The following is a 20,588-nucleotide window of genomic DNA, read 5'->3' as shown; positions in this document are numbered from 1 at the left end:
GCTTAGTGCTTGTTAACAATAGTGGTTACCAGTTAGAGAATATGTGGGTTATCTATGCGCCAATGTTTATCTGTGTTTATGTCTTCTCTAGATGGATTGATAGCAAGATGGATAAGAAAAGCAAGGAGGGTGGTTCTTAAGTGAACACTCTTTTTGTCGTTGTTTAATCTTCTTCGTTGAACTTGGAGATGCTCGTCACTAAGCTTGAGACGTTGACCTGCGCCTCTCTCCGACAACTCACTGGGTCGCGTCGTCGTGTTCGTAAGGCTGAACTGGTTGCTGCTTATATCGTTCGCTGATCTCGGGCTGAGCTGATGGGCTGTGTGTCTGTTCTGTTGTCTCCCCTTACCGTTTGAGAGAAAACAAAAACGAACAGATGTGGTCAGATGTTTATCTGCGAGACTTCTGTGTGAGGCTGACTGAGACAACATCTCTCCTCTGATTTGCACTGTTAGTGTGGTCGATGCATCTTTCTTGGTAGCTAGTTTGGTAGCCGGCTGGCTCAGAGCAATTGCAGTGTCTGGCTTCTCTGTTGCTTGGGTACCAAGACACAGGCTTTTTTCTGTGCCTGGGTAGGCCCTTGGCTACAAATTAAGGAACCCCATGGGGGGGTGTTTGCGTCCCTGCACCCTCAATAATAGGTTTCACACTTTTTTGACAAAAATCTGAGGAAAAGGCTCTACAAGAGGCCTAACTATTGTCAACACTACATACTATCTAAGACAACAAATAGACCCCTCGCAGACAACTACAGAGGCCCCTAAGAGGGGATGCAGGCCTATGCCTTCTGTTTGCAATCCCAAACCCAGAGAATGAAAGAGGCAATGAAGAGATAAATAATGGAATTATCACTCATGTAGCCAGGGAAGAAAACTTTTAAAGCAAGCACCACCAAACCATCTGCTAGCAGAGTCCATAGCAAGGATCTGTAGTTGAACTTAAATCTCATGACTAACAACAGGAGTCTTGATAATCATAGGTATCAAACTCTTGAAACAGGCACTCTGCTTCGAGGTCACTGGATGTATCCAGTAAGTGTTCACATCTAACTTTTAACCAGTTAGACACCTGTATCTGCTGAACCTTTTGTGTCTCGTCCACAGTGATGAGCTTCAGGTTCTTTCTCCAGTTCTGTTCCCAATAGCTCACGACCAGAAATGGCAAGTGCCTCAATTCAGTTGCAACGGTATAAAGGTTCTGTCATCTAGACAACCATTAGAAGTCAGTTGAAGTCATAAGCCATCACTCATTGGCAAACTTATTTCCAAGTAGCATCACTCTCTTTCTGGGCACTCTTCTTGTATTCATTCATCAATGCTCCCAAGACCATGTAAATGTATTGATCATTCGCTCCTGTTTTGAACTTAAACTTCTTCAAGACATAGTTCAATGCATCAAAGAGTTCAGGAAGCTCTTTTCTTCTAAGATCTTCTGGTTGAGGTACTGGCAAACATGGTGAAGCAATTTCTCCTGTTTGGTCTAAGCGAATGAGCAAGCGAGTGTGGACGGTGTGTTGATACCAAGTCTTTAGGGTTTTGGTAGAAATATTAGTCTTCTAGATCAGTCTCAGGCTCAAGAGTCTTTTTTGCTTGAATAGCACCTTGTGCTTTGTTGAAGATCGTGTCCATGTGAGCTGTCCTCTGCGAGGCGTGACAACCAAAAGGTTCCCTTTATTTTGTAGAGACACATTTTAGATATTTGGTTTTATAAGGGCAGAGTGATGCGTGGCCATGCTCACTAAATTCACATCAGTAACTTAATGGCCTTCAACGAGGTTGGAATATCGGCATTCTTCCTTTGCTAGCAGGTCTAAGTATTTAAAGTGTTTATTTAGTAGCTGAGTAAAGTTGGTCCATTCGATCTGGAGTGGTCCATAAGGCCATTTGCTGCGTGTGAACTTCTCTTCTTCTGCTTCTAGAAATGATTCAAACTCAAAGTCAATAGGTTCAACAATCTGCTTTGCTGTCGTGTGTGGGCATAAGCCATAGGGTTCTTCAAGTATCTCAAGCGACTCTCGGACATTGTTGATTTGAGAAGGATGAATGATTTGAATTTTTCTCTTTTTCTTCCCCTTTTTTGTCGGTATGAAATGGAGTACACGAATAAAACCATGCTTGATCAAGGTGTTAATTGCCTTCTCCGCTGTTGTATGTCCGATGTGCAGTTGTTTCGCTAGACCGTCGATGCTCCAATATGTTATTCCACCTGTGTCTCGCTTGTCTGACCAGAATTCTCTGTCGGCCCTGTCTAGATTTTGATCCCAATAGGCGGATTCCCAAAGATGTGCATACACAGCAATTGTTTGGGCAGATACTGATTCAATGTCTTTGATGATTCTTTGTATGGGTGGAGGTCCGTCCAAAATGACTGAGTTGATCTCTGGCTTTTTCTTTTTCTTTGTCTTTGGAAGCTGTTTTTTCACTTGTACTTGTTGTTTTGGTGATTTACTGTTTTGCTGTGTTCTGTTCCTGATCCGCGGATATATCTACTAATCGCTTGTGTAGAAGGTTTCCACCTCTGATCGCTTGGTCTTAAGGCTGTTGTGTCTCCTTGTAGCCCTCTTTTAATTGGTGTACCAAATTTCAGTGCCTTCCCTGCGAATCCCCTTTTCTGCTGTTTTCCTCCTTTGATTGGGCCTTTGCTTGGACAGTTGTTGCATACGCTTCTCGCAGCTCGGTAGGTGATAGATAACTGCTGAAACTTTCCGATTAGGGAACTTGTGTCGCCACTCGATTCCCTTGCGAAGGAACCCTTCATTGCGCAAGCGCTGCAAGGTCTTAGTGGATACGGAAAAAAGAGCTTCTGCCTCGGCACGCGAGACGAACTCATGCAGTTTCTGCACTTCTGGTCTTCTAGATAAAGGTAAGTGGGCTGTGACTAGCAGCCTTCCGGCTGTGTCACTGGCTTAGTTATCAGCACTTGCAGCCGGGACACTGCGCAATGACGCCCGGATGTGGAGTTGCTTGACTAACTGTAACTGGATCTGACCAGCTTTGTGGTTATTCGGTGAGACTTTTACCCAGCAATTTTTCAATCAGGTTCTAGTCCCTATTTATCCATTAGCCCTAGCAAAGGCGCTGGTGACTTTTCGCTGGCTGCACCACGGGTAGGCCTTCACATGCGTGATCGGGCTGTGACCCATCGATGCAGCGGCATCCTCCACACCAATTCCACGGTGGTGGGCTCGGAGTGAATAGCTGTGGCGGAAGCAGTAGGCAGTGAGGTTTGCGTTGGGGTCTTCCTTCTGCTTCGCCGCTAGGAGAGCCAGCCATGCAGCTGATCCACGGAGCATGGTGTTGATCCGGTCAGACACTGAGCCGGCAGACGGGAAGTGCGGTAGCTCCAGATCACCTGACTTCAATCGGGCTAGGAGCTTCCAATCGACCACATCCCCTTCAGCGTCCCTCAGCTGGCATGGCTCCACCCGGCGTGGCTTGGTGGCATCACCCCGGCTTGACTTCTTTTCGTAGCTGCACCACAGGAAGGATTCACCACCCTGGGTTTTGACAGAGAGGTGACGAAGTTCTTCAGGCCGTAGCCCGTAGACAGCCATCACCCGCAGGCTCTCCATGTATGGGTTGTCTTGGTGCTTCTCCAGGAACCAAAGGATCTCTGTGTCTTCCAGGGTTGATGACTTGTTCCCCTGAGCTTCTCTTCTCTTGCCTCGGTGCTTCTCGAGACCAGCAGGTGAGAGTCGATTGAATGACGGCCCTGCCCCCTGTTCTCTCGCCATGAAGTCAGAGAACCGGTTGATGGCATTCGAGGCTGTGAATGCTCGTGGGGTATTGCGTTCCCATTCGTGCTCAGCCAGAACCCGGCCCATCAGCTCATCGCTGCTCAGTGCTGGGTGCTCACTGGTCATGATTTCGACCACTGTTCTGATCGGTGCCCGGTATTGCTGATTCCAAGTGGTGGTTGAAACGCCACCTGCTTCCAGCTGCTTTTCGAAAGCACGGGAGCCTGAAAGCCAATCCGTTCCGCAGGCCTCAGTACCGCTGCCGGTGGCTCCTGCCTGCGCTGCCGCTGCTGCTGTCTTTAGAGGCATCCCGTCCTTCATGAGGCTGTCCAGCCGCTGAACGGTTTCCCAGATCGACGAATCAGAGAGGAGATCCCAGTCGATTTTGAGAGTTGCACTGGCTACGTCACCAGGGGCAAAGGTGAATCGGACCTGTGTCTTTCCTGACTTGGCCTTCAGGATCCGCAGTCGTGGGTTCAGCTTTTGAACCTTTCCTCGTAATGCAACCTCCCAGGCTGCGCCTGATTTGTGGACGCCCATCGCTCATCTACTGAACGTCTTGCTTACCTGACTCCCAAACGTTACCAGAATCGACACTAAACAGCCCAAACGGGACCCCTCTCGGCCATTTGTGACCGGGTGAGTAGGGACGCTGTGCCTATGTCAAGGTAATAAAAAACCCCAGTCATTGACTGAGGTCTCAGGTATCAGCTGGGGACTGATGGGCATCGGGGAGACAGGATTCGAACCTGCGGCATCTTGCTCCCAAAGCAAGCGCGCTACCAAACTGCGCCACTCCCCGGTGCTTTTAGAGATTAGCGGTCGACGTGCAGACGTTCAGCCAGGTTGACGCCGCTGCTGATCGCTCCCTCTGCTCTCCCGAAGCCAGGCCCTTCGATCCAGTCGCCGCAGAATCCCACGGCGCTGGTGGGGCACCATTGCAGCTCTTGTGGCAAGGGATTGTTGAGGGGCCGTGAGGCTCCCCAGCGCATCACACCCAGCGGTGTCGCCTGGTTTATTGCAGCCGAAACAACCGGCAGGGCTTGCATCAGTTCGGGCAACAGCTCCACCAGGCGCCGTTGCTCTAGAGCCATCAGGCGCCTCTGGCTTTCGGGCGTGATTGCTTCCCCGGAATCCAAGCCATGCACCACAAGCCCCCAGCGACCATCGCTTTGTGGCTGCAGCACGAGGCGTTCCACCTTCCAGCGTGTCTTGGCGTTGTCGTCCAACCAGATCTGAGCCGGCAGCTGTTCACTGTTGAGCGCGAGTACACCCAGATCCACCATCAGGTTCCAGCGCACCTCGGCTTGGCTGTGTTGCAGCAGGCTCAGTGCCTTGTCGAGGTCGTCATCCATGCCTTCTGCAACGGCTGTGCGCAGAGGGACGTCGTTCCAGGCCAACATCTTCAGGGAACGGGGATGGGCAAGCAGTGTCCCACTGAGCACAAGGCGCTTGGACCTGAGGCTCCAGGTTCGATTCTCGTTCTCCAGCAGCCAGTGATCCCGGCGGCGCTCCAGCCAGCGCACACGGGTTTCGAACTTGCAGCTCAGTTGCGCGGAACCAGCTGCATCGAGCAGCGCCTCGCAGATGCTGGCCATGCTGGGAACACCATGCCACCAGCCCCCTTCCGGAAAGGCGTCGGGGCTGTTGGCCGGAGACAAATCCGCCTGAGCGTTGAGAGAAAGCACAGCTCGCTCGTCACGCTGAAGAACACCCGCCGAGCGCAACGGTGCAAGCAGAGCTTCCATTTCCTCCGACATGGATTCACTCAGGCCAAAGCCCGGTGCTCCATGGTTGAGCAGCCAGCCGCTCTGCTCCCGTCTCCTGCGCGTGGCCGTGCGCCCACCTGGCCCCCGGCCAGCCTCAATCAAAGCGATGTTGAGATTCGATCCCAGCTGCTGGAGCCGGCCAATCAGGCTGCAGCCAGCCAGTCCTGCACCGATAACGGCGAGATCAACCTCAGCCACGTTTGCTGAAGCCACCGCCGCTGATCACATCCAGTAGCGCTCTGCGGCCACTCGAGAAAACAAACCACCCAGCAATGCCAGAAGAATCGTGACGCCAAAAAATGCGAAATACGCCATCTGAACTGTTGGCTTGATCAGAGATTCACGGCTTTCTAACAGCCGTTGGCTCGTCGGCTCTGTTGAGTCACGAGACGACATCAATTCGTTGATATGGGTCGCCTGAGATTCGAACTCAGGACCAGCCGGTTAAAAGCCGGATGCTCTACCGCTGAGCTAGCGACCCGTGCCCGCTTGGGCATGCCATTTCGGCACCAAATGAGGTTATCACTCAGGTCGCCGGGGAGACTGGTGGCTGCTGAACCATGGCCATGACTGGCTCCAAGCCCTGGCACGATCCTCAGATCGATGCCGCCGCCTGGGTTGCTGAATCCGCCGTCGTGATTGGTGATGTGCAGATGGCAGCGGGCAGCAGCCTCTGGCCCACAGCGGTTGCGCGCGGCGATCTCGAGCAGATCAGCATCGGAGCAGGCAGCAATGTTCAAGACGGTGCCGTGCTCCATGGCGATCCGGGGCAGCCGGTTCGCCTCGGTGCTGATGTCACCGTGGGGCACAGGGCTGTCATCCACGGCGCCACGCTCGAGGATGGATGCCTGGTGGGAATTGGTGCCATCGTTCTCAATGGCGTCACCGTCGGTGCAGGCGCCCTGGTGGCTGCTGGTTCTGTTGTCACCAAGGATGTGCCTCCCGGAACCCTGGTGATGGGCGCGCCAGCGGCGGTGAAGCGGGAGTTATCGCCTGAGGCGATTGATGAACAGCGCTGCCATGCCCGGCGCTACGCGCAATTGGCGGCATCCCATGCCCAGATCAGGCCGTGAACGCACTCCTCTGATTGCTGCGAATTCGATCAGCTTTCAAGGAAGGTCGTGGGATCAACGAAGAAGTCCGTAAGATCGGCGACACAGATTTCCGTTTTCAAGAATGGTCCGAGTTGCCATCGGTCTGGTCCTCATCCTGGTGATCGTCGGTTACTCGGCCTTCAGCGTGATCACCACGGGCCAAGTTCTGGGTATCGATGCCCGCCTGTTCCTGGTGGTTGCCCCGATCCTGGCCGCCGTCAGCTGGGCTGCTTTCAACATCGGCCGTGCGGCTGTGGGTCAGCTGCAGCTGATGCTCAAGCGCAGCCGCGCCTGATCCAGGTAAGCCAGCTTCGTAGGCTGAAGGCTGCTTGATGCTGCCGGTTGTCTCAATCTCGCCATGTCACCGTTCTTGGTGCCGGTCTCGCCGGCACTGAGGCGGCATGGCAGATCGCCCGAGCAGGGGTTGCGGTCACCCTGGTGGAGATGCGTCCGATCCGGCGCTCCCCTGCGCACCACAGCAGCGATTTCGCTGAACTGGTGTGCAGCAACAGCTTTGGCGCTCTGAGCAGCGACCGCGCCGCGGGCTTGCTGCAGGAGGAACTGCGCAGGCTTGGCTCGTTGGTGATCGGCACGGCTGACACCCACGCTGTGCCGGCCGGCGGAGCCTTGGCCGTGGATCGCGGTCGTTACAGCGCTGCCCTTACTGAGGCTCTTGACCAGCATCCCCTGGTCACGATTGAACGGCGCGAGCAGCAAACTTTGCCGCCGGTGGAGGCGATTACCGTTTTGGCGACGGGGCCACTTACGAGTGAACCGCTGGCGGAAGATCTGCGCCAGTTCACCGGCCGCGCCGACTGCCACTTCTTTGATGCGGCCAGCCCGATCGTGCATGGGGACAGCATCGATCTGTCGGTGGCCTTCCGCGCCAGCCGCTACGACAAGGGCGATGCGGATTACATCAACTGTCCGATGGACAAGGAGCAGTACCTGGCCTTTCGCCAGGCCCTGCTGGAAGCCGAGCAGGCGGAACTCAAAGACTTCGACAAGAACGACGCCACCTTCTTTGAGGGGTGCCTGCCGATAGAGGAGTTGGCGCGTCGTGGTGAAGACACCATGCGTTATGGCCCCCTAAAGCCGATCGGGCTCTGGGATCCCCGTTGGGGCGATGTAAACGATCGCGATGTACGCCGGGCCAAGCGCGCCTATGCGGTGGTGCAGCTACGGCAGGAAGACAAGGACGGGCGCCTCTGGAATCTGGTGGGCTTCCAGACGAACCTCAAATGGGGAGAGCAGAAGCGAGTTCTGCAGATGATTCCCGGGCTGGGCCAGGCTGAATTCGTGCGCTTCGGGGTGATGCACCGCAACACCTTCCTGGAGTCGCCGCAGCTGCTGCAGCCCACCTTGCAGTTCCGCCAGCGCCCCAACCTCCTGGCGGCCGGCCAGATCACAGGCACCGAGGGCTATGCCGCCGCCGTGGCCGGTGGCTGGTTGGCCGGCACCAATGCGGGCCGGCTGGCCCTGGGCCTGGAGCCCATTGATCTGCCGGCCACCTGCATGAGTGGAGCCCTCACCCATTTCGTCAGCGAGGCACCAACGGCCAAGTTCCAGCCGATGCCCCCCAATTTCGGTTTGTTGCCGGAGCTGCCGGAACGCATTCGCGACAAGCGAGCGCGCTATGGCGCCTACCGCGATCGTGCCCTGCAGGATCTGGAACCGATGCGGGCCCTCCAACCCCAGACCGTGACGCCATGACAATCCCTGCGGAGGCTCGCCGGATCGAACAGCGCTCCCTGCGCTTCGGTGTTGGAGCCAACGCAGTGATGGCCCTGGCTGGCTTTTCCGCCCATGTGCTCACCGGATCCTCGGCCCTGCTGCTGGACGGCCTTTATTCCGCCGTGTTGGTGGGGTCGTCCTTGATTGCCAGTCGCATCAGCTGCAACGTGGTGCGGCCGCCGGATCGAGCCTGGCCCTACGGCTACGAAGGCCAGGAAGCCCTCTATGTGCTGTTTCGCTCCCTGGTGCTGCTCGGGGTGATCGGCTTTGGCGTCGGCAGCTCCTGCTCCACCTTGATCGATTGGTGGCGGAGGAACAGCATTGCGCCGCTGCATCTGGAGCCGGTGGCGCTCTACACCGCTTTGATGACGGCGCTTTGTGGACTGCTGGCCTGGCGGCACCGCCGGGATTGGCGCCGTACGGGTCGGGTTTCGCTGCTGCTGCTCACAGAGGCCCGCAATGCTCTGATCGATGCGGTGATCACCCTGGCCACGGGTCTGGCCTTGCTGGCGTCGCCGCTGCTCTTGGCAACGTCGTTGTCTGTCCTTGCGCCGATCACCGATGCCCTGCTGGTGCTGGCGGTGAGCCTGGCCTTGCTGCGCGAACCGCTGGCGGCGCTGCGGGATGCCATGGCCCAGGCCGCGGGCTGTGCTGCTGACCCGGATGTGCTCCAGCGCACCCGCATGGTGTTGATGCAGGAGCTGGTGGGGCTTCAGCTGCAGATGATGGATTTCACGGTGCAGCAGCTCGGCCGCACGGCCTTTGTCGTGGTTTATATCAATCCGCTGCAGCCCCAGGAAAGTCGGGTGATTGATGGGTTGCGCCATCACATCGATGCCCGCTGCAGTGCCGAACTCGGACGTCCGGTGCGCTCTGAGGTGATCCTCACGGTGATGCCGCCGATTCACCGCCAGGATCCAAGGCCGCAGACGGCCCCTTAGCGTCACCCCCAAAGAAGCGATGCCATGAGCGAGAACCAGCAGTGGGATGCCGTTGTGATCGGTTCCGGCATCGGTGGTTTGATCACCGCCAGTCAGTTGGCGGCCAAGGGAGCCAAGACCCTCGTTTTGGAGCGGTATCTGATCCCCGGCGGCAGTGGTGGTGCCTTCAAACGCGAGGGCTACACCTTCGATGTGGGGGCTTCGATGATCTTCGGCTTTGGCAAGAAGGGTTTCACCAACCTGCTCACCCGTGCCCTTGCTGATGTGGGGGAGCACTGCGACACCATCCCCGACCCCGCCCAGCTCGAGTACCACATGCCCGGTCGGCTGCGCATCGCCGTGGATCGCGACTACGAGCAGTTCATCGCCGATCTCACGGCGCGGTTTCCCCATGAGGCTGAGGGGATCCGCCGCTTCTACGACACCTGCTGGCAGGTGTTCAATTGCCTCGATGCCATGCCGCTTCTCTCGCTAGAGGATCCGGCATACCTCACCAAGGTGTTCTTTAAGGCACCACTGGCCTGTTTGGGGCTGGCCCGCTGGCTGCCGTTCAACGTCGGGGCGGTGGCCCGCGAGCACATCAAGGACGAGCAGCTGCTCAAGTTCATTGATATAGAGTGTTTCTGCTGGTCGGTTATGCCGGCGGATCGCACGCCGATGATCAACGCCGGCATGGTGTTTTCCGATCGGCATGCGGGGGGGATCAACTACCCCAAGGGAGGCGTCGGCGTGATCGCCGAAAAGCTGGTGAAGGGATTGGAACGCCACGGCGGCGCCATCCGCTACAAGGCCCGAGTCACCGAGGTGTTGATCGAGAACGATCAGGCGGTGGGCGTGAAGCTGGCCGATGGCGAGATCATCCGCGCCAAGCGTGTGATCTCCAATGCCACCCGCTGGGACACCTTCTCCGGAGCGGGTGATGAGCAGCGCCGCTCAGGCCAATCCCTAGTGGATGCCGCCCACACCCCTGGCAAGGAGCAGTTCTGGCGCAAGCGTTATGTGCCTTCCCCCTCGTTCCTGTCGCTGCATCTGGGGGTTCGGGCTGACCTGATTCCGGCCGGCACCCACTGCCATCACCTCCTGCTCGAAGACTGGAACCGGATGGAGGACGAGCAGGGGGTGATCTTTGTGTCGATGCCCTCGCTGCTGGATCCGGATCTGGCCCCGGCGGGGCATCACATCGTTCACACCTTCACGCCCTCATCGATGGAGGCCTGGCAAGGTCTGACCCCCAGTCAGTACCGCGAGAAAAAGGAGGCGGATGCGGCACGGTTGATTCAGCGCCTGGAGGCCATCCTTCCCGGCCTCGCCGATGCCATCACCCACAAAGAGATAGGCACGCCTCGCAGCCACCGGCGTTTTCTGGGCCGCTTTCAGGGAAGCTACGGCCCGATTCCGGCGATGCAGCTTCCGGGACTGCTGCCGATGCCGTTCAACCGCACGGGCCTGAAAAACCTCTACTGCGTTGGTGATTCCTGTTTCCCCGGCCAGGGCCTCAACGCTGTGGCCTTCAGTGGGTTTGCCTGTGCCCATCGGGTTGGGGCCGACCTGGGCCTGAACCCCTGGGCGCTGCCGGCCTGATCTTCTGCCTAGCGTGATGGTCCTTAGGAGTTGGGATGCCGCCTGAGTTTCAGCCGTCGTCGGACGATCTGGCCCGCTACCTCGAGCAGAGGGGCGAGCTGACCAAGCCCTGGAATCTGCAGATGCTGCGGCTCAAGAAGCTCAAGGAAGCCAAGGACTCGATGGATCCCCAGCTGTACCTCGAGAAGGTGCAGGAAGCCCATGCCGATCTGATGCGGCTCGGTCAGTTCTGGAAAGGCCGTGAACAGGAGGTTTTTGGTGGCACCTACCAACCGGCTGAACTGATTGAACCGCTGCCGGGTTCTCCGGACGACCGATGAACGGCATCGAACGCTTTGGCTTATCGCCCCTGATCCGCTTCACCTTGCTCAGCCTGTATGGGGCATTGGTGCTTCCCTTGCCGTTGCTCGCCCCTGCGGAGTCGCGCTGGCTGATGGTGGCAGGTTTGCTTCTGGGCTTGGTGTTGGTGATCGGTCTGTTGAGTGAACGGGTGGAGACCGATGCTGAAGGCATCCAAGTGCTGTACCCCGCCTGGATTCGCTGGTTGCTGCGGCGCGGCTGGACTATGCGTTGGCAGGATATTCGGGCTCTGGTTCCCGTTGGCACCAGTCAGGGGGGGACGGTGTACTACGTGAAGGCAGTCGATCTGCGCCACCAGCTCCTGCCTCAACGCATCGAGCGCTTCGATCGATTCCTGGAGCTTCTGGCCACTAACACCACTGTGTCGACCAATGGCATCGGCCGACTTACGCCGCCCTGGACGTATCAGCTCTTGGCCGGATTGGCCGTTCTCATGATCGCCGGCGAATTGCTGACGTCCCTAGCGCTTGCGCATGGCTGGATTAGTTTGCCGGCGGGCTATCCAGGATGAGAAGAACCTCGCTATTTCCGGGTGGATTTACAATCTTGACCGGAACGTTAAACCTACTGACGCATACCCTGTTTAGATAATTAGTATCAGCTACCTATCAAGAAGTCAGTATTGCCTCAACTAATAAATGCCAATTTTGTATGGGCTCATTAATTGTTCATTTTGTACTCGTGCAAAATATACTTTGCTAGAAATTTGAATGAATCAAGGAAGGTAAGTTATTTTTAAGATTAAGAAGATATTTGCCCAGCAAATATATCAACTAGTCAATAAACCACTCCTTGATATTATAGTAGAATCGTGATGATGATTCGATAGCCTTTCTGACAATTATTGGGGTTCGTTTATTATAAACCAGGCTTTTCAGGATTGATGGAAATTTAGAAGTTTTAGTCAAAACAGATTTGGCATTAGGTGCATTGAACAATGATGAATTATTATAATAACTGGAATAGGCTTTCGAGTAGCTATCAACGGAATTTAATTCAAATTTAGTGGAATTAGAAATTATTCCCAAGCATTTATCATTTGATTCTGTAAAACTTTTTAAGGCCTCGATTGCCATATTTTTTTTGACATTCCTTAGAGATACAATATAAAGAGAGGTTGAACAGCATCGTGTGATCAGGGAAGCATCAGAACAAATTAGCGAGGGAGGTGTATCAATTAGGATGTAATCATATGAGGAAGATTCATTAATCGAATTGATTAAAAGTTGAAGGCGAGGAGAGCTAAACAAAATGGTTGGTTCAGTCAATGATAATCCTGCCGATATAAAATCAAGGTTCTCAACATCCCCGATCTTCTTTGTAACCTTCGCTAAGTTGTAGTTGTCATCATCTAATAAGTCGGAAAAACCTTTCTCTAATTTTAGATTCAATAAAGTATGAAGCCGAGGCTTTCGTAAATCTCCATCAATTAATAAGACTTTTCGCCCTAGTTGTGACAGAAATATTGCAAATGATGAAACAAGTAGCGATTTACCTTCTGAAGTTACTGAACTTGTAAAGACAATTGACTTTAAATCCTTGTCGTAGTGTACGAATTTGATAATGCTGTAAAGCTTTCGGAAGGAGTTCTCAAACTCAACCAATGAATCAACATCTTCGGGTAAATCAGAGAGGTTGATCATTACTCGTTGATTTAGATTATCTTGATCAATTTTAACTCTTGAGAAAGTAAAGGATTTGAGATTATTCAGGACTGGCAAGAACGGAATGTGAATGATGCCCGGAAGTTTTATGCTAGAAAATACTGACTTTGAAGAGTAGAATACATTTTGGCGTAGATCTAGGAAATATGCAATTACTGCACTGGAAACCAGAGAAAAAACAAAACCTACTAAAAGGTCACGCTTTGGTCTGGGTGAAAAAGGGATGCTCGACATTCCTGGAGGCGAAATGATGCGCCATGGAACACTATTTTGTGCATTATCAAATTCAAATGCCTCTCGAGCACTTGTCAACCCACTAAGCTTAGATCTTGCTTGAGCTAAGCGTTCTTGCAGACCTTCATATTCTCGTATGATGTTTTGAGTAAAGAGAAATTTTTCTTCAACATCTTCTGCACGTTTTTTAGCATTCATCAGTCGTCCTTTATTCAGCGCTAGAGCAGCATCGACAGCATCTAGCTGGTTTGAAATCAACAACGGGCGCAAATTTTCTAGTCGCTTTGATAAGCCTCTCACCATTAACGAATCGGGCTGGTAAGTAGATCTTGCAGCAGCCAATTGAGACTCAACTTTCTGCATTTCTTTTAAAAGGCTTTGGTCTACATCAGAGATTGTTAGACGAGCACCTGAGCCTCTGTCCGTAATACCTTCTTGATAGCCTAAAGCAGAAACATTACCAGCAACAATTTCAGAGCGAGCTTGCAAAAGTCGATCTCTAGTTTTTTCAATCTCCAAAACTTCATCACGTATTTTATCTTCATTCCTCTTTAGATTCTGACCTGTTCTAAGAGGATCAACCATAGAGTTAACGCGCCTAAATTCAGCTAGCTTTAATTGCATCTTTTCTACATCTTTTTCTAATTCTGGCGATTGGCTATCAAGAAAATTAATACCCTTGACTAGCCGTAATTGCTTTTCTTTTTGAGAAAAATTCAGTATAGTATCGGTGAACAACCCAAGAATTTTTTTGCCCTCAGATGGATCATGCCAATTTAAAGATATCTCTAAAATGCCAGCATCACCACCGCCTCCACGCATTGCTGCAAGCCCACCACCACCTGAGTTTTCACCTTTAGGCGTGATTGTTATAGATTTTACTAATTTTTCATAGAAAATATCATTAGAAGCTGATAATTTTCCAAGTACGGATTTGCTTTTAAGCACTTCAATTAATGTAGGAATATTAGTTGCGGTGTCGTTTCTCGCTAGTTCCTCGAAAAATTGATTATCTAAGCCTCCTCCACTAGGTAAACCCCCTGAAGCAGCGCTATTTTCTCCGAAAGGATCAACAATAAGTAGCTTGACTCCACCTCTATAAATTCGATTGAAGTTCCAATTGTAAAGTGTGTATGCTACATTCAATATATAAAGAAAGCTGAATGATATAGCAACAACCTTCCAACGTCGTTTTAATGCAAATGCTATTTCTGATAGAGAAATAGACTTGCCAAGATCCTCTTCGGGAATATCCGTGCTCATCGGCGAATGTATTGCGTGTGGACCACAATAAATATATTTGCTATATTAACAGATATGATTCAAAAGTCCATTCGATGCCGAGAAGTGATTTTGCCAGGGGAATCCTAGCTTTTTCAATTGTAGCAACAAATACTTTTGTTTTTGAAATAAGGGCATTCGCCCAGGGTAAAAGTCAAGTACCAACCAATACGAGCAATGTTAGTTTAACTTCAGCAACGTTTGAGAGAGGGCAGTATTTAGCTGGTCCCGGTGATGTTTTTAATTTGAAAGTATTTGATGCCAAAGAATTGTCGGGAAGACTAGAGGTTCTAAATGATGGCTCCATATCTTTGCCATTTGTAGGATCTATTAATGTTGAGGGGCTAACAATTAATCAGGTTATAGATAAAATCAGATTAAATTTAGGGAAAATATTGCTCAGACCTGATATAACCCTTACTCTCATGACACCAAGGCCCGTTCGTATTGCTTTAATTGGCGAAGTTGAACAACCTGGTTTATATACCTTGGGAACACGAGAGACTTTGGGTACAGAAGGTGCTGTGAGAGTTTCGGTCAATGGATTACCAACAATTGTAGATGCAATACAAAAGGGTGGAGGAATTACACAAGAGGCAAAGCTAAACGGAGTTATTTTAAAACGAAGAACTCAAAATAAAACCGATCAATACAGTAAAAAGACACTCGACTTGGTTGATTTAATGATGAATGGAAATCAAACACAAAATCTATTCCTATATGATGGAGATGTGATTGAGATACCTAAAGACAAAAAACTATCAGCCGATATTATTAAAATTGCAGCAATTAATTTATCACCACAAACTATCGAAGTCAACGTAATCGGTGAGGTTGAGAAACCGGGGCGGTTGAAGGTTAATTCAAATACAACTTTGACACAGGCAATCTTGATTGCAGGGGGAACACATCAATATAGAGCAAATGAACGAAAGATCGAGCTTGTTAGGATGAGTAGAGGTGGAACTGCAACTCTAAAAAGATATAAGTTGAATTTAAAGGAAGGAGTATCTCCCGAAAGAAATCCAATATTAAAGAATGGGGATACTATACGAGTCAAAAGAAACCTTTTTGCTAAATCGACAGATGTGTTAGACGAGGTCTCAGGACCAATGACAGATATTATGACGGCAATTTCTCTATACAATATGGCTGACGATACCTTTAATCTTAAACTTAAGGAAAATTTTGTTCTGTTTGACAGGGAAGATGAAGGCCCTAGTGGAGCTCCATAATGATCACATTAAAAGTCAACTACTATGAACATAATACATTGACAATGATTTTATTTTTACTCAATTATTATTTTAGTGCATTAATTGAATGATTATTCTATCTCATCCTACCGGTAATTTTAATGTACGAATGACTTCTAAGGCATTGTACGAATGTGGCCTATTGGAGGAATTCCATACTTGCATTAGTTTTCCAAAAAATAATCCCTTTATTGACTTCCTTGGTGGCAATATTAAAGATGAATATTTTAGGCGAGTCTTCACAGAAATACCTGAATCAAAACAAGTCAGCCACCCAAAGAGAGAGTTTTTGAGGCAGGTCTGCTTTCGATCAGGCTTAATTCGAGATATGAAAGAGACTCATCCTATGTCTGATTTTTCACTCTATAAAAACTTTGATCAACAGGTATCCCGTATACTCAAAAAAAATAATTATGCAAAAGCAGTCTACTGTTACGAGGATGGAGCCAAACAAACTTTTATTGAGGCGAAAAAAAAAGGCATACAATGTATTTATGAACTGCCAATTGGATATTGGAAAACTGCTCGAAAAATATTTGAGGAAGAGACGGAAATAAATCCAGAATGGGCTAATACATTACCTGGGTTAAAGGATAGCGCTAATAAGCTAAGAAGAAAAGATGACGAACTCGAATTAGCTGACTCAATTGTGGTTGCAAGTAAATTTGTGGAAACAACCTTAAGAAATAACTTTCTTGCTGATAAAAATATATATGTAATTCCATATTGCACACCTTCAAATAAAATATTGAATAAGCCAAAATATAATAAGGGAAAACTGCGTGTTCTCTTTGTCGGGTCACTAACGCAACGCAAGGGTCTGTCTTATGCATTGGATGCCATTAATGCATTAAATGACAGGTTCACACTTACAATTATTGGACAAAAAGTAACTCAGGATTGTGAGCCATTAAATAAAGCTCTCGAAAAGCATACTTGGTTTTCATCTTTGCCTCATAATCAGATTCTGCAACAAATGCAGAATCATGACGTCTTGCTTTTTCCAACTTTGTTTGATGGATTTGGCCTTGTTATAACTGAAGCTTTGTCACAAGGGATACCTGTTATCACAACTATGAACTCAGGAGGTCCCGAATGCATCCGTCATGGAATAGATGGTTTTATAGTGCCAATACGAGATACTAGCTCTATCATTTCACACTTAGATGAATTAGATAACGACAGAGAAAAGCTCCAATATATGAAAGAGTCATGCATTCAGCGGTCGAAGTCTCTAAGTTTTGATTTATATAAAAAACAATTGTCTGCTTTTCTGAATAATATCATCAAATAAAAATGCTTTTAGGTTCAAGAAGAGATAAAGTGAAATTTCTTCTATGGTCATATCTTGTTCTATTGATATTTGAAGGCGCTTTGCGAAAGTGGTTTCTACCTTTTCTTTCTACTCCTTTGCTGTTAGTCCGCGAGCCCATAGCACTACTTGCTTTATTTTGGGCTTGGCCATTACTTTTAAAATCCATTTATTGGTCAAGGGTTAGAGATATCATCTTTATTGGACTAATCGCTACCATTTTGACATTATATGTTGGCCATAGAGATTGGTTTACAGCACTCTATGGATTAAGAATATTTTGGATTCAATTACCGCTTATCTTCGTATTCCCACTGGTATTTACTGTAAAGGATGTTTTACGTGCTTTATGGGCTTCGATTATAATTAGTATCCCTATGGTGATATTAATTACTTTACAGTCTTCTACACCACCGTCGCACATTTTGAATATTGCTGTAGGTGGAACCGGGTCATCTGCATTTGATGGGGCTGGGGGAAAGTTCAGACCTTCTGGAATTTTTAGCTTTACCAATTCAGTAACAACTTTTTTCACGTTTAGTGCTGCGTCACTAATGGCAGTTGTGTATGGCACTTCATCAGCAAACTCACCAAAAATCAAACTTAATTCAAATAAAAATAAATATAATGGTTTAAAAAGTCTTGTAATTATATTAGCAATTATTTCTCTAGTCGTGGCCTTGCCGGTTTCAATTAGCAGAGGATTACTCGCAAATTACGCTGTTGTTTTTGCTGCAACTATTATGGTTTTGATCTTTACCAGGTCAAAGATTAATTCACTTATTGTTGGTTTGTTTGTAGTTTACTTTATAGCAACAATGGTTTTAAGAATACCAGTTGTCCAAGAAGCTGCAGACGCCTTTTCCCTTAGGTGGCAATTGGCTGCAGGCGCAGCTAAAACTGATAAAGGGAATGTTGAGATCGTAGAAAGTCAATTGAGAGGTCGAGTACTAGGGCAATATACAGAACCCTTTAAACATAGAGATAGTTACCCGCTTCTTGGCCGTGGAATCGGAATGGGAAGTAATATTGGAGCAGTAAGATTAACAGGAACAAAAGGTTTCCTTTTGGCTGAATCGTCCTGGGGAAAACAGATGGATGAGTTAGGTTTATTTATTGGTACGTTATTTATTCTATGGAGAATAGCAATTTCAATACACGTTATAAAAATTTCTTTAAGGGAATCTTTTCAACACAACAATAGAATAACATTAATACTTGCTGCAGCTTCTGTGTGGGGAATCTTGAACGGACAACTTGGACAATCCTCAGCACTTGGGTTCATAGTTGGTACAACTGGTTTAACTTTAGCTTCATCAATAAAGGATAAACAACAATTATGACATGAGCTTTAAGAAATGCAGGCTTATATGCTTCTTAGACGCTTTTTTAATTGTGTTAAATTTAACCCAGCGAGTATCTGGAACATCTATCTTGTCACATTTTTATGAACAATAGTATTTACGGGTATTTGAGCCTTTAATGTATTTAAAGATACAAACCCAGTAATATCCCGCGCAATGGCTACCATTTACCTATACGGCATGTTAAAGTGTGGGAAATAGTTTAAACATCATAAGACTACATGGTGTTCATTTCCTTGATCGCGCATTAAAAACAATTCCTAATATTTTAAATTCACAAGTATATATTTCATTTATTCCAATTAACATGTTTTGGGGATTTTCATGAAAATACTGAACATATCTTACATATGCTTGTTGACGATCAATATTCATTGCTTTATTGTACATAGAAAATGAAAATTTCACTCAAACATTATTTTTGCCTATTTCAGATTTTGTCAAGTAGGAGAAGAGTTCAAATTTTTTATCTATTCATATTGAGTATTATTTCTGCAATTTGTGAAACTGCTAACATAGGACTATTGATTCCGTTTTTAGGAATTCTTTCAGAACCCGACAAAACCATATATCAATCGGGATTTTTGGGAAGTATATTTAATTTTATTCCAACTAATTTTATATTACCTGCATTAGCATTGTGCTTTATGTTTATGATTATAACGAGTTCCAGTATAAGAAGTCTTACCATTAGAAACCAAACACGGCTAGGCTCATTAATAAATGCTGACTTAGGCAAAAGTACTTTTAATATTATATTAAATAAATCTTATGAGTGGCATTTGCGGAGTAAAAGTAGCAAAATCATCAGTCTATTAACCCAAGATGTAGAAAGAGTTGGTGCTATCGTCAAAGGAATTCTAATGCTTTGTGTAAATTCTATTCTTATAGGTATTGTAGGTGGCTTTTTATTTTTTACTTCTCTGCAAATTATGCTTGCAGCTAGTTTGTCTCTAGGAATTTTCTATCTAATTTTATTTATTGTTTTTCGTAGGGCTTTTCGTGAATCAGGGAAGAATCGAACTTACAACTTTCAACAGAGTGTCAAAGTTTTGCAGGAAAGCTTGGGTGGTATTCGCGAAATAATTCTGGGCAAGCATTATGATTTATTTGTTGATACTTATGATACGTTTAATAGACAGCGTCTTTTAAATGATTCAGGAATACTTGTTAAAGCAACTATTCCACGATATCTGGTAGAAGGTTTTCTGATAATATTAATTACTGGTATAGCATTATTTTACGTATTAATGGGTAATGAATTGAATAACTTATTGCCATCTTTAGCCGCTGTCAGTTTAGGTGCATACAAACTAATGCAGCCAGTACAGGCATGTTTCACCACCCTTGGTGTATTACAAGCAAATCAATCTTCCCTTGAAAAACTTCTAGATTTTATTAACGCGCCTAATCCAACTGTTTCTAGTTCGATAAATGCACTAAGTTACATCTCAGAAGGAACTGGTGAAGTTCCCCTTGTGAGTTTAAAAGACGTGAGCTTTAAATATAAAAATAGTGATAATATGATTCTTCGGAATATAAATTTATCAATTTATAAGGGTGAGTTTATTGCAATTGTTGGCGTAACAGGTTCCGGAAAATCAACTCTTTCCGACATTATTCTTGGTCTTTTAAAGCCATACCATGGCAATATATTGGTAGATAATACTGATATTCATTGTGATGATTCTATTCTCAAGAAATGGCAGCAACGTATTTCGCATGTTCCTCAATCTATTTATTTAACTGATTCTAATATTGAGTCAAATATAGCTTATGGTGTCTCTCCGCATGATATTAATCATTCAAGATTACTTCTAGCCGCTAAGCAAGCTTCTATAGACGACTATATCAGTAGTTTGTCGAATGGTTATCAAACTTCTGTCGGTGAAAGAGGAGTTTCGTTAAGTGGAGGTCAACGTCAACGAATTGGTATTGCCCGAGCTTTATACAAACAATCAGATTTATTGATACTCGATGAGGCTACAAGTGCCTTAGATAACTTTACAGAGAAACTCGTGATGAACTCAATAAAGAAATTAAGGAGCAGAGTTACTATGTGCGTAATTGCTCATCGCCTTTCAACAATATTACACTGTGACCGTATTCTGGTGTTGGATAAAGGTATAATAAGTGGTATAGGTTGTTACGAAGATTTAATCGAGAATAACTCCACCTTCAGAAGTCTTGTGTTGGCAAAGGGCAATGAGCCTTAGTTATTCTTGAATCTGTTTATGGTCATTTCTATGATAGAATATTAAA

General features: G+C 47.8%; 16 protein-coding genes and 2 tRNA genes. 11 read left to right on the top strand and 7 right to left on the bottom strand.

Annotation, left to right across the window (positions count from 1 at the left end; all coding sequences use genetic code 11):
• Positions 1 to 1,258: 1,258 nt before the first annotated feature.
• The 6 genes from SynA1562_RS08270 to SynA1562_RS08245 form a co-directional block, all read right to left on the bottom strand.
• Entirely contained in the window at positions 1,259 to 1,495 is a 237-nt protein-coding gene (locus tag SynA1562_RS08270; RefSeq protein ID WP_186493485.1) for a hypothetical protein, read from the bottom strand.
• A 261-nt stretch (positions 1,496 to 1,756) separates the two neighbouring features.
• Complete coding sequence (locus SynA1562_RS08265; RefSeq protein WP_186493484.1) at positions 1,757 to 2,422, bottom strand: hypothetical protein; 666 nt, start codon at positions 2,420 to 2,422, stop codon at positions 1,757 to 1,759.
• A gap of 630 nt (positions 2,423 to 3,052) precedes the next feature.
• Entirely contained in the window at positions 3,053 to 4,276 is a 1,224-nt protein-coding gene (locus SynA1562_RS08260; RefSeq protein ID WP_186493483.1) for a site-specific integrase, read from the bottom strand.
• Between the two features lie 188 nt (positions 4,277 to 4,464).
• Positions 4,465 to 4,538: transfer RNA gene (locus SynA1562_RS08255), tRNA-Pro, on the bottom strand.
• Positions 4,539 to 4,551: 13 nt separating this feature from the next.
• Positions 4,552 to 5,703: an NAD(P)-binding protein gene (locus SynA1562_RS08250; protein WP_186493482.1), complete on the bottom strand. Its 1,152-nt coding sequence runs from the start codon at positions 5,701 to 5,703 to the stop codon at positions 4,552 to 4,554.
• A gap of 211 nt (positions 5,704 to 5,914) precedes the next feature.
• Positions 5,915 to 5,986, bottom strand: a tRNA-Lys gene (locus SynA1562_RS08245).
• 79 nt (positions 5,987 to 6,065) lie between these two features.
• On the opposite strand from SynA1562_RS08245, the gene SynA1562_RS08240 reads away from it, so the two are divergent.
• The 7 genes from SynA1562_RS08240 to SynA1562_RS08210 all read left to right on the top strand — a co-directional run bounded on the left by SynA1562_RS08240 (position 6,066) and on the right by SynA1562_RS08210 (position 11,726).
• Positions 6,066 to 6,578 (top strand): gamma carbonic anhydrase family protein, encoded by a 513-nt coding sequence (locus tag SynA1562_RS08240; protein WP_186493481.1) that lies wholly within the window; start codon positions 6,066 to 6,068, stop codon positions 6,576 to 6,578.
• A gap of 193 nt (positions 6,579 to 6,771) precedes the next feature.
• Positions 6,772 to 6,894 (top strand): photosystem II protein Y, encoded by a 123-nt coding sequence (locus tag SynA1562_RS08235; protein WP_025362202.1) that lies wholly within the window; start codon positions 6,772 to 6,774, stop codon positions 6,892 to 6,894.
• Between the two features lie 47 nt (positions 6,895 to 6,941).
• Entirely contained in the window at positions 6,942 to 8,312 is a 1,371-nt protein-coding gene (trmFO, locus tag SynA1562_RS08230; RefSeq protein ID WP_186493480.1) for an FADH(2)-oxidizing methylenetetrahydrofolate--tRNA-(uracil(54)-C(5))-methyltransferase TrmFO, read from the top strand.
• A complete protein-coding gene (locus SynA1562_RS08225; RefSeq protein ID WP_186493479.1) occupies positions 8,309 to 9,274 on the top strand; it encodes a cation transporter in 966 nt (321 codons plus the stop codon). The genes trmFO and SynA1562_RS08225 overlap by 4 nt, the downstream gene beginning before the upstream one ends.
• 24 nt (positions 9,275 to 9,298) lie before the next feature.
• Positions 9,299 to 10,855 (top strand): carotenoid isomerase, encoded by a 1,557-nt coding sequence (gene crtH / locus SynA1562_RS08220; RefSeq protein ID WP_186493478.1) that lies wholly within the window; start codon positions 9,299 to 9,301, stop codon positions 10,853 to 10,855.
• A 35-nt stretch (positions 10,856 to 10,890) separates the two neighbouring features.
• A complete protein-coding gene (locus SynA1562_RS08215) occupies positions 10,891 to 11,175 on the top strand; it encodes a hypothetical protein (protein ID WP_186493477.1) in 285 nt (94 codons plus the stop codon).
• On the top strand, positions 11,172 to 11,726 hold the full coding sequence (locus SynA1562_RS08210; protein ID WP_186493476.1) for a hypothetical protein: 555 nt from the start codon (positions 11,172 to 11,174) through the stop codon (positions 11,724 to 11,726). The genes SynA1562_RS08215 and SynA1562_RS08210 overlap by 4 nt, the downstream gene beginning before the upstream one ends.
• A gap of 262 nt (positions 11,727 to 11,988) precedes the next feature.
• Here SynA1562_RS08210 and SynA1562_RS08205 read toward each other — a convergent pair whose 3' ends face one another.
• Complete coding sequence (locus SynA1562_RS08205; RefSeq protein ID WP_186493475.1) at positions 11,989 to 14,376, bottom strand: polysaccharide biosynthesis tyrosine autokinase; 2,388 nt, start codon at positions 14,374 to 14,376, stop codon at positions 11,989 to 11,991.
• Between the two features lie 74 nt (positions 14,377 to 14,450).
• Between SynA1562_RS08205 and SynA1562_RS08200 the strand changes: the two genes are divergently transcribed.
• The 4 genes from SynA1562_RS08200 to SynA1562_RS08185 all read left to right on the top strand — a co-directional run bounded on the left by SynA1562_RS08200 (position 14,451) and on the right by SynA1562_RS08185 (position 20,542).
• Complete coding sequence (locus tag SynA1562_RS08200) at positions 14,451 to 15,629, top strand: polysaccharide biosynthesis/export family protein (protein ID WP_186493474.1); 1,179 nt, start codon at positions 14,451 to 14,453, stop codon at positions 15,627 to 15,629.
• Positions 15,630 to 15,717: 88 nt separating this feature from the next.
• Positions 15,718 to 16,944: a glycosyltransferase family 4 protein gene (locus SynA1562_RS08195; protein ID WP_186493473.1), complete on the top strand. Its 1,227-nt coding sequence runs from the start codon at positions 15,718 to 15,720 to the stop codon at positions 16,942 to 16,944.
• 29 nt (positions 16,945 to 16,973) lie between these two features.
• Positions 16,974 to 18,305, top strand: a complete 1,332-nt coding sequence (locus SynA1562_RS08190; RefSeq protein WP_186493472.1) for a hypothetical protein — start codon at positions 16,974 to 16,976, stop codon at positions 18,303 to 18,305.
• Between the two features lie 416 nt (positions 18,306 to 18,721).
• Complete coding sequence (locus tag SynA1562_RS08185) at positions 18,722 to 20,542, top strand: ABC transporter ATP-binding protein (RefSeq protein WP_186493471.1); 1,821 nt, start codon at positions 18,722 to 18,724, stop codon at positions 20,540 to 20,542.
• Positions 20,543 to 20,588: the final 46 nt, after the last annotated feature.

The sequence above is a fragment of the Synechococcus sp. A15-62 genome (assembly GCF_014280075.1).
Taxonomy (GTDB): domain Bacteria; phylum Cyanobacteriota; class Cyanobacteriia; order PCC-6307; family Cyanobiaceae; genus Parasynechococcus.
This window is presented reverse-complemented; position numbering and strand designations above follow the sequence as displayed.

Coding starts and splice junctions, on each gene's coding strand:
- SynA1562_RS08260 (WP_186493483.1), bottom strand. CDS start 4,276: ATGGGCGTCCACAAATCAGGCGCAGCCTGGGAGGTTGCATTACGAGGA.
- SynA1562_RS08240 (WP_186493481.1), top strand. CDS start 6,066: ATGGCCATGACTGGCTCCAAGCCCTGGCACGATCCTCAGATCGATGCC.
- SynA1562_RS08225 (WP_186493479.1), top strand. CDS start 8,309: ATGACAATCCCTGCGGAGGCTCGCCGGATCGAACAGCGCTCCCTGCGC.
- crtH (WP_186493478.1), top strand. CDS start 9,299: ATGAGCGAGAACCAGCAGTGGGATGCCGTTGTGATCGGTTCCGGCATC.
- SynA1562_RS08215 (WP_186493477.1), top strand. CDS start 10,891: ATGCCGCCTGAGTTTCAGCCGTCGTCGGACGATCTGGCCCGCTACCTC.
- SynA1562_RS08210 (WP_186493476.1), top strand. CDS start 11,172: ATGAACGGCATCGAACGCTTTGGCTTATCGCCCCTGATCCGCTTCACC.
- SynA1562_RS08205 (WP_186493475.1), bottom strand. CDS start 14,376: ATGAGCACGGATATTCCCGAAGAGGATCTTGGCAAGTCTATTTCTCTA.
- SynA1562_RS08200 (WP_186493474.1), top strand. CDS start 14,451: ATGCCGAGAAGTGATTTTGCCAGGGGAATCCTAGCTTTTTCAATTGTA.
- SynA1562_RS08195 (WP_186493473.1), top strand. CDS start 15,718: ATGATTATTCTATCTCATCCTACCGGTAATTTTAATGTACGAATGACT.
- SynA1562_RS08185 (WP_186493471.1), top strand. CDS start 18,722: ATGAAAATTTCACTCAAACATTATTTTTGCCTATTTCAGATTTTGTCA.